Annotated in this window: 10 protein-coding genes and 1 rRNA gene; 7 read left to right on the top strand and 4 right to left on the bottom strand. The window is 66.2% G+C overall.

Translation table 11 applies throughout. The features are described from left to right. Window positions 1-184 precede the first annotated feature (184 nt). A 5S ribosomal RNA gene (gene rrf / locus EDF74_RS18015) occupies window positions 185-299 on the top strand. A 562-nt stretch (window positions 300-861) separates the two neighbouring features. Here the strand turns inward: rrf and EDF74_RS18010 are convergent. Beyond that, window positions 862-2,592 (bottom strand): M28 family metallopeptidase, encoded by a 1,731-nt coding sequence (locus EDF74_RS18010; RefSeq protein WP_123731401.1) that lies wholly within the window; start codon window positions 2,590-2,592, stop codon window positions 862-864. 54 nt (window positions 2,593-2,646) lie between these two features. Continuing rightward, window positions 2,647-3,309: a hypothetical protein gene (locus EDF74_RS18005; protein ID WP_123731400.1), complete on the bottom strand. Its 663-nt coding sequence runs from the start codon at window positions 3,307-3,309 to the stop codon at window positions 2,647-2,649. A gap of 97 nt (window positions 3,310-3,406) precedes the next feature. Here EDF74_RS18005 and EDF74_RS18000 point away from each other — a divergent pair, with 97 nt between their 5' ends. Both EDF74_RS18000 and EDF74_RS17995 read left to right on the top strand, forming a co-directional pair. Next, entirely contained in the window at window positions 3,407-4,732 is a 1,326-nt protein-coding gene (locus tag EDF74_RS18000; RefSeq protein WP_428999182.1) for a murein hydrolase activator EnvC family protein, read from the top strand. A 126-nt stretch (window positions 4,733-4,858) separates the two neighbouring features. Beyond that, the gene (locus tag EDF74_RS17995; protein WP_123731382.1) at window positions 4,859-6,340 is read left to right on the top strand and encodes a S41 family peptidase; all 1,482 of its coding nucleotides are present in this window, start codon (window positions 4,859-4,861) and stop codon (window positions 6,338-6,340) included. A 137-nt stretch (window positions 6,341-6,477) separates the two neighbouring features. Here EDF74_RS17995 and EDF74_RS17990 read toward each other — a convergent pair whose 3' ends face one another. Beyond that, window positions 6,478-7,170, bottom strand: coding sequence for a rhomboid family intramembrane serine protease (locus tag EDF74_RS17990; RefSeq protein ID WP_019186003.1), 693 nt, complete (start codon window positions 7,168-7,170; stop codon window positions 6,478-6,480). A gap of 225 nt (window positions 7,171-7,395) precedes the next feature. On the opposite strand from EDF74_RS17990, the gene EDF74_RS17985 reads away from it, so the two are divergent. Then, on the top strand, window positions 7,396-8,739 hold the full coding sequence (locus EDF74_RS17985; RefSeq protein WP_123731381.1) for an outer membrane protein transport protein: 1,344 nt from the start codon (window positions 7,396-7,398) through the stop codon (window positions 8,737-8,739). Between the two features lie 97 nt (window positions 8,740-8,836). Here EDF74_RS17985 and EDF74_RS17980 read toward each other — a convergent pair whose 3' ends face one another. Next, window positions 8,837-9,796, bottom strand: a complete 960-nt coding sequence (locus tag EDF74_RS17980; protein ID WP_123731380.1) for a GlxA family transcriptional regulator — start codon at window positions 9,794-9,796, stop codon at window positions 8,837-8,839. Window positions 9,797-9,891: 95 nt separating this feature from the next. Between EDF74_RS17980 and EDF74_RS17975 the strand changes: the two genes are divergently transcribed. From EDF74_RS17975 to EDF74_RS17965, 3 genes are all read left to right on the top strand, one after another. Further along, window positions 9,892-10,350: a tautomerase family protein gene (locus EDF74_RS17975; protein WP_123731379.1), complete on the top strand. Its 459-nt coding sequence runs from the start codon at window positions 9,892-9,894 to the stop codon at window positions 10,348-10,350. A 130-nt stretch (window positions 10,351-10,480) separates the two neighbouring features. Then, complete coding sequence (locus EDF74_RS17970) at window positions 10,481-11,005, top strand: Rossmann fold nucleotide-binding protein (RefSeq protein ID WP_123731378.1); 525 nt, start codon at window positions 10,481-10,483, stop codon at window positions 11,003-11,005. Window positions 11,006-11,093: 88 nt separating this feature from the next. Then, window positions 11,094-11,726, top strand: a complete 633-nt coding sequence (locus EDF74_RS17965) for a hypothetical protein (RefSeq protein WP_123731377.1) — start codon at window positions 11,094-11,096, stop codon at window positions 11,724-11,726. The last annotated feature ends 29 nt before the right edge of the window (window positions 11,727-11,755 follow it).

Genomic DNA, 11,755 nt, shown 5'->3' with positions numbered 1-11,755 from the left:
CTGCGCCGATGGTAGTGTGGCCTAAGCCATGCGAGAGTAGGTCATCGCCAGGGTTTTTACCCCGAAAACCCCGCTGCTCACGCAGCGGGGTTTTCTTTTTTTGCAGGCACCTGGTTTTTACAGGTATCTGTTTCTCGGAAGAGACCTCTGCTGAGCTGGCGCAACGCGCTGCTCCAACCGTCTCCCTGGTGAAATTAGCGCTGTGGCACCACCCGATCCCATCCCGAACTCGGAAGTGAAACGCAGCTGCGCCGATGGTAGTGTGGCCTAAGCCATGCGAGAGTAGGTCATCGCCAGGGTTTACACCCAAAACCCCGCTGCTCACGCAGCGGGGTTTTTTTTTCTTCTCTCAACGGATGGGGAGCCTCTCATTTCGAGTCCCTCAGCAGACGCGTACGGTCGTGCGCATGCGGCAGGTACGGCCGGTGCGGCGGGTGTCGTTGGGTAGTTTTCTGCGCTTTGGGAAGGGTGGCCTCTCCGCTTGCATCTTCCGCGAGCGTGAGGGCCCCGCAGCGGCCGGCAGGCCCCTCGGCAAATGTCCCCCGGCCGACGCCTGGTGGCGACGGCCTCCGCCTTGATTTTGCCCAGGAGCCTACCGACCGCTACGACGCTCGGATGCGGTACGCGCACTGCTAACCGGACCTTGCTTTGAGGCGCCAGTGGTCTCCACACGTGGGGCGCGATGCCCTTGTGGGCGAAATCAAGGAGGAGGGCGTCGCCGCAAGGCGGCGGCCGGGGGCGTCACCGGCAAGGGTATCGCGGCCCAACGCCCGACCAAGCCAGCGGCCGCCGCAAAAAAAAACGGCGCCCCGAAAGGCGCCGTTTTCATGAAACAGAAATCACATCAGGACGAACAACCGCTCAGCGCGCAGACTCCGCGGCCGGCGTCTCAGCGCCCTTCCCCTTCATCATCGCATCGCGTGCCGCCTTGAACGGATTGCCTTCGTACCAGTTCGGCCACCGGTCGCCGCCGGCCAGTTCCTTGCCCACCCCGTACAGCAGCTGCAGGTCCTCAACCGTGCCATCCAGCTTCCAGGTCGCCGGATCGAACTCATCCTTAGGGCCGTGGTAACGGTTGCTGCCATAGTCCTCGGCTGCCTTGCGGCCAGCCTCGACACCGCCGTCGCGCAGATCCTCACCCCCGTCCGCATAGAGCGCCGGCACACCCGCCTTGGCGAAGTTGAAGTGATCCGACCGGAAGTAGAAGCCGCTCTGCACCGCCGTTTCGCCGTGCAGGGTACGCCCCTGATTGGCCGCCAGCGGCTTGAGGATGTCTTCCAGCTCGGAGCTGCCGAAGCCGGTCACGGTCATGTCCTTGGCACGGCCAGCCACCGACATCGCATCGATGTTGATCACACCGGCGATCTTGTCCAGCGGGAAGGTCGGGTGGCTGACGTAGTACTTCGAGCCCAGCAGGCCGGACTCTTCCAGCGTCACCGCCAGGAACACCACCGAACGCTCCGGCGCTGGCTGCTGGTGCACCATCGCATCGGCGACTTCGAGGATGCCGGCCACGCCGGTCGCGTTGTCGACGGCACCGTTGTAGATGTTGTCGCCCTGCTCACCCTCGTGCTTGCCCAGGTGATCCCAGTGCGCCATGTAGAGCACGGCTTCATCGGCCCGCTTGCTGCCCGGCAGGACGCCGACCACGTTGCGCGACTTCTTCTCGGCGATGGTGCTCTTCAGATCGAACGATACCTTGGCCTTCAGCGGGACCGGCTTGAAGCCGCGCTTGCTGGCGTCCTTATACGCTTTGTCCAGATCCAGGCCGGCCTCGGCGAACAACTGGCGTGCCGCTTCGGCGCTCAGCCAGCCCTGTGCGGGCAGACGCGCTTCCGGGTCATCCTTGGCCGGCAGGTCGTACTGTGGGCCGGCCCACGAGTTCTTGACCACGTCCCAACCGTAGGAGGCACCGGCGGTGTCATGCACGATCAGCGCGGCAGCGGCGCCCTTGCGTGCGGCCTCTTCGAATTTGTATGTCCAGCGCCCGTAATAGGTCATGCGCTTGCCGTCGAACAGCTTCTCATCGTTGACGTGGAAGCCGGGATCGTTGACGAACATCACGACCGTCTTGCCCTTCCAGTCCTGGCCGGCATAGTCGTTCCACTTCTGCTCCGGCGCATCCACGCCGTAGCCGACGAAGACCAGGTCGCTAGCCTCGACCTTCACGTCCGGCTGGCCGCTGCGGGTACCGATCACCATGTCGGTGCCGAACTTCAGCTCGCGGGTCTTGCCGGCCTGGTCCAGCGTCAACACGGTCGACTCATCGGCCGTGGTCTCGGTCATCGCCACGTCCTGGAACCAGCTGTCGCCGTTGCCCGGCTGCAGGCCGATGCGCTGCATCTGGTCGCGGATGTAATTGACGGTCAGCTCTTCGCCCTTGCTGCCCGGCGAACGACCTTCGAACTCATCGGAGGCCAGGGTCTTGACCAGCTCGGCGAAGTCGCCGGCGTTGATCTCGGGCGAGAAGGCATGGCCCGGCGTGGTCGGTGCCGCGTCAGTGGCGGGTGCCGCGGTGGGCGCGGTGGATTCGCCCTTGCACGCGGTCAACGCAGCGGCAGCGGCAAGGCACAACAGAAGTTTGCGGGGCATCATCGGTTCCTGGAACGGGAAAGGCGGGTGCGCAGCGCACCAGTGACCACCATATCAATCCTGTGGTGCGGTGTCGGTATCGAAGGGCACGGCCACGGCCCCGCTTACCGGCCCGACGCGGGCAGTGCGGTGCACATAGAGGGTGACCTCGCGCTCGAACTGCAGGGGTCCATTGACCGACGCGTTCGGTCCGATGATCACCCGCGGCTTGCGGCCGGGCGTCAGCGACAGGTTGAAGTTCGGCTTCTTGACCTCGATCCCGCCCTCGACCTGCGAGCCCACGCCAACGGTGATGTCGCCGTTGACCGTCTCGATGCCGCGCGCCACGCGCGTTTCGACCAGGCCGATGCTGCCATTGACGGTTTCCAGGCTGCCGTCGACCTGCGTACCGCGATCGAGGAAGATGCCGCCATTGACGGTGTCCACCCCGCCGCTGGCAATCACCTCGCGACCGACCCGCACACTGCCATTGACGGTGGAGATGCCGCCGGTGCGTGCGCGATCGGCGACGCGGATGCCACCGTTGACCGTTTCAATGCGGCCGGTGACGACGCCTTCGGCGACCTTGATGCCGCCATTGACGGTCTCCAGGTTCCCGTAGGTCTGGCCGGCCTCGGCGGAGATGCTGCCGTTGACCTTGCTGATGTTGTCGCTTGCGATGGCCGGCGCACAGGGCAGCGTCAGGGCCAGCAACAGCGGAAGCAGGGAGCGTTTCATGAGGACCTCGATGGTGGAGCGCGGCTGGCAGGCCGCCTGCAGGAATGTCACCATGCATCGTTGCAATCCGCATCTGCCTGAAGTCACTGGAAAGCCCTTGCGCCACAACGCTTTTTCCTCACGCCGGGATAACAATCCGACCGATGGACGCGGTCGCCCGCAATGGCTGACCCCGGCGTTGCGTGCACTGCTGCTGGCGGTGGCCGTTCTGGGGGCCAGCCCGCTGGCCGCGCAGTCCTCCAAGGAAGCCGAGCGCAAGCTGCAGAAACTGCGCAGCGAGCTCAAGGGCGTGGCGCAGGAACGGCGGAATCTGGAAGGGCAGCGGGGACAGGCCTCGCGCCAGCTGCGCGAAGCCGACGAAAAAGTGGCCCGCACCGGGCGCGTACTGGCCCAGACCGAAACCGCGCTGCAGCGCGAGACCCGCGCGATGAATGAATTGCAGTCAAAGCGCGATGCCCTGCAGGCGGGGCTGGAGCAGCAGCGGACCGAGCTGGCCTCGCTGCTGCGCGCCGCGTACCGCATCGGCAACAACGCACCGCTGAAGCTGCTGCTGTCGCAGGACCGCGTCGCCGATGCGAACCGCAGCCTGGCCTATCACCGCTACCTGCAGAGGGAGCGCGCGCAGCGGATCCAGTCGCTGACGGCCGACCTCACCGAACTGCAACGCGTGGAGACGGAGATCGTCGAGCGCCGCAAGGCACTGGAAGGCACGCGGCAGCAACAGAAACAGCAGGTCGCCACGCTGGCCGATGACCGTCGCGAGCGTGCGGAAACCGTGGCCACCCTGGACGAACGCTACAAGGACCGCAGCGAGCGTGAGAAGGCGCTGGGCCAGGATGCCAAGGCATTGGAAACCCTGCTCGCGAACCTACGTGCGGCCGCCGCCCGTGCCGAAGCCGAGCGTCGTGCTGCCGCGCGACGTGCCGCTGCGGAGAAAGCGGCGGCCGATAAGGCTGATCGCGCCGCTGCTGCGAGCGGCACGCGCCCGCAGCAGCGAGCGACCAAGACGCCCCCTCCCGTTGCCTCCGCGCCTGCCCCCAAGGTGGGTGGTCTGGGCTGGCCGTTGTCGGGCAATCTGCTCGCCCGCTACGGTGGCAAGCTGCCCGATGGACGCACCAGCAGTGGTGTGCTGATCGGTGCACCCGCTGGCAGCACCATCACCGCCGTGGCGGATGGCACGGTGGTGTTCTCCGACTGGATGACCGGCTACGGCATGATCCTGATCGTTGATCACGGCAACGGCTACATGAGCCTCTATGCGCACAACGACACGCTGCTGCGCGATGCCGGCGCCACGGTGAAGAAGGGCGAGGCGGTGGCCAAGGTCGGCAATTCCGGTGGCCAAGGCGTGACCGCGCTGTACTTCGAACTGCGCCGCAATGGACAGCCGGTGGACCCGGGCAGCTGGCTTCAGCGGCGATAAACCGCGCCCAACACGGGCGCGCCGCCAGGCACGGGGTTCAACGGGAATTTATCGTCGCTTCGCGCATAATCGGGCGACGCGCCCCCGTGCGTGGTCAACCGTCCCCCGCTCATCCTGGAGTGCTTCATGCGCGTAGCCCGTTCCGCCACCTTGCTGCTGGCCCTGTTGCCTGCGGTGTCCTGGGCGCAGCAGACCGCCGAAGCGCCGGCACGCGGGGCCGATGCGGCCACCACGGAAGAAGCGGTGACCTCACGGGTTCCGTTGGAAGAGATCCGCCGCTACGTCGCCGTCTACAACGCGGTGCGCGCCGCCTATGTGGATCCGGTCGACGACAAGAAGCTGATGCAGTCCGCCATCCGCGGCCTGCTGCTGGACCTGGATCCGCACAGCACCTACTTCGACAAGGAAGACGCCGAAGCCTTCGATGAGCAGGCCAACGGCGCCTACGACGGCATCGGCGTGGAGCTGCAGCAGCAGCCCGACAACAGCAGCCTGAAAGTGATTTCGCCGATCGACGAGACCCCGGCCGCACGCGCGGGCATTCTCGCCGGCGATCTGATCATCGCCATCGACGGCAAGCCGATCAGCGCGATCGAAGCCACCGAACCGCTGCGCGGCGTGGCCGGCACCAAGGTGGTGCTGACCCTGGTGCGCGAAGGCAAGCCCAAGCCGTTCGACGTCACCGTCACCCGCGAGACCATCCGCGTCACCAGCGTGCGCAGCAGGATGCTGGAACCCGGCTATGGCTACATCCGCCTGAGCACGTTCCAGGCCGACACCGGTGCCGATTTCCAGAAGCACGTTGGCCAGCTGCAGCAGCAGGCCGGTGGCAAGCTCAAGGGCCTGGTCCTGGATCTGCGCAGCAACCCGGGTGGCCTGCTCACCGCCGCCGTGCAGGTGGCCGACGATCTGCTCGAGAAGGGCAACATCGTCAGCACCCGCGGCCGCATCTCGATCAGCGATGCCCGTTTCGATGCGACCCCGGGCGATCTGCTCAAGGGCGCGCCGGTCGTGGTGCTGGCCGACGCCGGCTCAGCCAGTGCCTCCGAAGTGCTGGCCGGCGCGCTGCGCGACAACGGCCGCGCCCGCGTGGTCGGCAGCCGCACCTTCGGCAAGGGCTCGGTGCAGACCGTGCTGCCGCTGGACAACGGTGACTCGGTGAAGCTCACCACGGCGCGGTATTTCACCCCGAGCGGCAAGTCGATCCAGGCCACCGGCATCATCCCCGACGTGCTGCTGCAGCCGGAAAAGCGCGCCGGCGATGACGACCTGCCGGCCAGCCTGACCGACTACAGCGAAGCCACGTTGCCCGGCCACCTGCGCGGTGATGAAGAAGGCACCGAAGGCTACAAAGCCGGTGACGTGCTGCCGGGCGATGGCCCGATCAATGACGCGCTGGCCGAGCTGAAGCAGCCCGGTTCGGTGCTGGCCAGGCAGAAGGCGGACGCGGCGAAGAAGCCGGCGGCCAAGCCGGCAGCGGCAGCGGTGAAGCCGGCAGATACGAAGCCGTCAGAAGCAAAGCCGACCGAAAAGCCTGCGGCGGCACCTGCGACGCCCGCGCCGGCCAAGCCCGAGGCACCGGCCTCGACGGCGCCGATCAAGCCCTGACCGGTAGTGCCGGCCGCTGGCCGGCTCTGCAGGAATCCGACCCTGCGTAGTGCCGGCCGCTGGCCGGCTCTGCAGTCACCCAACCGTACGTGGAGCCGGCCAACGGCCGGCACTACCCGCAGGCAATGGCTGTTCTTCTAGAACCCATGCCGCTTGCGCAGCCGTCGCGCGATGGCCGCACGCACATACACGCCGTAGCCCAGGCCGAACACGAAGCCGGCGATATGCGCCCACCAGGCCACCATGCCGAAGGTTGGGCCGATGTAGGCGAACACCACCTGCAGCGCCGCCCAGACCCCGATCAGCAGATAGGCCGGGGCGCGGACGAATTCCAGAAACAGGCCCAGCGGGATCACCACGCCCAGCCGCGCGCCCGGGAACAGAGCCAGGTAGGCGCCGATCAAGGCGGACACCGCGCCGCTGGCACCGATGATGATCTGGTCCGGGCTGCCCATCGTGTAGATGGCGGTCAGATTCGAGATCGCCCCGCCCACCAGGAACAGCAGCATCAGCCGCCACGGCCCCAGCACGCGTTCGGCCGGCAGCCCGAAGATCAGCAGGAACACCAGGTTGCCCAGCAGGTGCGACCAGTCCGCGTGCAGGAACAGCGCGGTGAACAGCCGCAGCACGCTGCCGTCCTGCAGGGTCGCCCACCAGTCCAGCGGATGGGTCAGGCCGGTCGAGAGGGCGCCCCAGTCCATCCACAGGCTGCGGCGGGCGTCATCGGGCCGCGAAATCGACCACAGGAAGGCCACCCACAGCGCGGCGAACAGCAGGGGAGTGGCCCAGCGGTAAGCGGCTTTCTTGCGGGAGGGGGTGGACACGAACATGCGGCACTAGCCTAGCGCGGAGGCCGACCTGACGGGGATATGTCGCGTTCAGCATGAATAGCCATAACGGGGAACCGCGTTATTGTTTCATTAACCGCTCTCGGTATACTCGCATACGGCGTCGTATGTCGGGAGGGGAATCCGGCGCGTTGTCCTGACCTGAAAAGGGAGGGGAAACGCAGGCGCGCGTTGCCAAACATGATCGCTATCCGGAGAGAACCAACAATGCATACCGCTTCCACGCTTGCCCGCGTCACCGCCCTGGCTGTCGGCATTGCCGGCGTCCTGGCCGTCGGCCACGTCCACGCTGCCGCCTTCCAGCTGAAGGAAAACAGCGCCAAGGGCCTCGGTCGCGCCTTCGCCGGTTCCGGCAGCGCCGCCGGCGATGCCTCCATCATGGCCGTCAACCCGGCTGGCATGCGCCAGCTCGAGGGCATGCAGGTCCAGGGTGACCTGAGCGCCATCAGCTTCTCGGCCAAGTTCAACGGTACCGGCCGCAAGCCGACCGGCCAGCCGCAGACCGGCGGTGACGGCGGCGACGCCGGCATGATCGCTCCGGTTCCGGCCGCGTACTTCCACATGCCGATCGGTGAGAAGGCCCATTTCGGCGTCTCGCTGACCGCGCCGTTCGGTTTCAAGACCGATTACGACAATGGCTGGGTCGGCCGCTACAGCGGCATGAAGACCGACATGAAGGCCATCGACCTGGGCTTCGCTGCGTCCTATGACGTCAACCCGTACGTGTCCTTCGGTGCGTCCGTGTTCGTCGAGCACCTGACCATCGAGCTGAGCAACAACATCGACTTCGGCACTGCACTGGCGCAGTCGCGCGTGCCGGGCTTCGCCCCGGGCAGCGCCGATGGCAAGCTGACCGTGGAAGGCGACAACAATGCGGTGGGCTGGACCGTCGGCGGCTTGTTCAGCCCCGATGAGAACACCCACATCGGCATCAGCTACCGCTCCAAGGTCGAGCACAAGATCACCGGCGGCGATGCCACCTTTGATGTCCCGACCAACGCTGCTGCCGTGCTGGCTGTCGCTCAGCCGGGCCGCTTCACCAGCACCTCGGGCAAGGCGACGCTGACCCTGCCGGCCTCGGCCACGCTGAGCGTCACCCACAACGTCAACGACCGCTGGACCGTGATGGGTGACGTCACCCGTACCGCCTGGTCGACCGCGTTTGACCAGGTCACCATCGATTACGCCTCCAACCAGCCCGATTCGGTGCTGGAGTTCGGCTACCGCGATACGACCTTCGTTTCGCTGGGTACCGACTTCAAGCTGAGCGACACCGTGACCCTGCGTGGCGGTATCGCGCTGGATCAGACCCCGACCACCAACGCACACCGCGACGTGCGCGTGCCGGACACCAGCCGCAAGTGGCTGTCCGTGGGCCTGGGCTGGACCCCGTCGGCGAACACCGAGTACAACTTCGGTTACACCCACCTGTTCACCAAGGATCCGGACGTGAACATCGCCGGTACCACCAACAACCAGGGCAACTCGCTCAACGGCAAGTACAAGGTCCGTGGCGACGTGCTGGCCGCTTCGTTCAACTACAAGTTCTGATCAACGCAGCACTGATCGGTTGAATGCAGCAGCAGAAAACCCCGCGAAAGCGGGGTTTTTTGTTGGGCGCAACCTTCTCACCTTGTTCCGCTGCACATCAGCGCAACTGCCGTGGCGTCGCGTTGAGGCGCTTGCGCATCAGCCGGCGCAGGGCGGTGGGATCGCGGTAGCCCACGCGCTCGGCAACGGTCTCCACCGAGTAGCGGCTGTTCTCCAGCAGGGTGCGCGCCTGGTTCAACTGCACGCTGCGGATCAGGTGCAGCGGCCCCTGTCCGGTCGCCTTGCCCACCTGCCGCGACAGTGTGCGCGTGGACATGCCGACATGCGCCGCCAGCGCACCGACACTCACCGTGGCCGGCAGCGTGGCTTCGATGTGGGCGGTGAGCGAGGCGATCAGTGCATTGCCCTGCGCCATCATCGCCGGGACCATGAACGGCGATTGCAGCTGCCGGCGATCCAGCAGCAGGGCCCTCGCCACCGCATCGGGAAGCGCCGGGCCAAAGCGCTGCCGGAGCAGGTACAGCATCAGGTCGGTGTGCCCGAGCGCAGCACCGGCCGTGATCAGCGGCGCGTCGTCGATCACCATCCGGTCTGGATCGACCCGGCACTCCGCGGCTTGCCGCTGCAGCGCGCCGGCCAGCCACCAGGTGGTGGTCACGCTGCGCCCGGTGAGCAGCCCGGCGGCCTGCAAGAGGAACACCGATGCGCAGGAGGCCGCGACATGCCCACCGGCCGCCACATGCGCGCGCAGGGCCCGCACCACCCCCGGGATGTCGGGCTCGCCCAGCCGCTGTGCGATGGTGTCGGGATCCTCCACGCCCAGCCCTGGCACGATCCAGCACGCCTGCGCATCGGCCACGCGTGGCATCGGCGCGGCACGCAGCTGCAGGTGCGTGCCCAGGCGGATAGCGCCGCGTGCCGGGCTGCAGACCTGCCAGCGGGGCACCGGCAGACCCAGGCGCGGGGCGAGGGTGGCGGCCGTGGTGAGGATGTCCAGGGTGAGCGCGACGCTGGAGGCGAACGCACCCGGCAGGACGATGACAGTGAAATCGTGCATTGTCTGATTGTGCACGAAAGATGTCAGATCGGCCGATGTTGCCCGGTGCGGCGTTCGGCTCCAATGGAGTCCCTTTACGCAACCGGTCGATCCGCATGCCCAACATCACCCTCACCCTTCCCGCCAACGCGTTCGACGCCGCTACCCGGCAACGCCTGCTACAGGCGGTGCATGACGCCGCCGTCCGCGCCAGCGGCTTGGGTGCCGAGCCAGCTCAGCAGCGCCTGTGCTGGGTAATGCTGCAGGAAATCGCGGCCGGCCACTGGTTGTGTGGCGGCCAGGATATCGGCGCACGCGGCATTCCCTGCCAGGTCGAGGTGCGGATTCCGCAGGGCGTGCTGGATGCGCAGCAACGCGCCGACTACGCGCTGCACCTGCACGACGCCATCGCCGGTTGCGTGGCACCGGGCGATCCACGCGTGCTGCTGAGTTCCATCGTGATGACCGATATCGCCGATGGCCATTGGGCCGCCAACGGCCGACTGTGGCACTTGAACGACTTCGTGCAGGCGGCCGGTTACGGGCATCTGCAATCGCAGTCGGCGACCGCCTGATCCAGACGCAGGTCACTGCATCTGGCGAGTGAACGTGAATCGATTCGGAGGTGCACGCCGAATGCGTGACGCGATAGCATTCACAGACGCGCCGATCGCTACACCGGCACGATCATTTAAAAGGATATGAATGAACGCTCCGTATCGACGACCGCAGGTCTGCATTCTGGGCAGCGCCGAACCGGGTTCCGCCGCGTACGAATTGGCTGGAGACGCTGGCGCGTTGATGGCCAGACTCGGCATCACTGTCGTCAGCGGCTGTGGAAGTCCTGCCACCCGTGTGGCCGCCGAGCGCGCGATAGCCGCAGGCGGCCTGGTGGTCAGCATCATTCCCCCTGATGTGATGCCGGCGGCTGACTGGCCGGCAACCGTCGTGTTGCCGTGTGGCATGGGCGATGCCCGCAACCTGATGATGGCCTTGGCCGGCGATGCCTGCATCGTCATTGGCGGTCGCGCGGGCACCATCTCCGAAGTCTGCCTGGCGTGGCTGCACAAGCGGCCGTTGTTGCCGCTGGAAGGATGCGGTGGCTGGTCCGATACGTTGCGGACGCATCCGCCGGATGAGCGTCAGAATTCGCCCATTCTGCCCTGGACCAGCCTGCAAACCCTGGAAGCGCAGCTGCGCCATCTCGATCTGGCGTCACTCCTGGCCTAGGCAGCACCACCGAATCAACCTCCCGCTGGAGACGCAGTTCGCCAGCGCAATGTCGTTTTGCCTCCACTCTCCTCCCACGGATTCTCCCATGACGTCTGCTCTATTTCGCTCCACCCTTGCCATGGCACTCGCCGCCGTCTCGCTGCCCGCAGCGGCCGCGCCGGAGTTCGCTGCCTGTTTCACTTTGACCCCGGGTCTGTCCTGGTCGAATGCCGATGAAACGCTGACCATCGAAAAAGTGACCTTCGCTGGCCAGAACGCCATCAAGATGCACAGTGCCGGTGGTGGCATCGGGATGGCCACGTTCCATGACATCAGCGGCCGCCAGCTGCTGGGCCAGGAGCGTTACAGCATGTCCAGCGACGGCCCCACGCGTACCGATACCTTCAAGCCGGCGCCGACGTTCCCGCAGAGCGCCAAGCCGGGCGATCGATTCGAGCTCACCGGCGCGGGCGAGCGCACGAACCATGTCGACGAAACCGTTGAACCGGTCGACTACGACGGCTTCTCCGACTACACCTTCGTCGGTTTCGAAGACATTGACGCGGACGTCGACAACCAGCCGCGCACGTTCAAGGACACCTGCCACGTCACCGCCACCTTCGAAGACAGTCGCATCGAGGCGTGGTACGCCGCCGGCTTTGGCCGCATCAAGTTCGAGCGTTACATGGGTAACGAGCTGCTGATGCAGGACCAGATCGAGTCCATCGAAAGCCCGTGACCTGCAAAAAACCCCGCTTTCGCGGGGTT

The organism is Stenotrophomonas rhizophila, assembly GCF_003751305.1.
GTDB classification, from domain to species: domain Bacteria; phylum Pseudomonadota; class Gammaproteobacteria; order Xanthomonadales; family Xanthomonadaceae; genus Stenotrophomonas; species Stenotrophomonas rhizophila_B.
The sequence above is the reverse complement of the archived record's forward strand: the minus strand, read 5'-3'. Positions and strand labels throughout refer to the sequence as shown.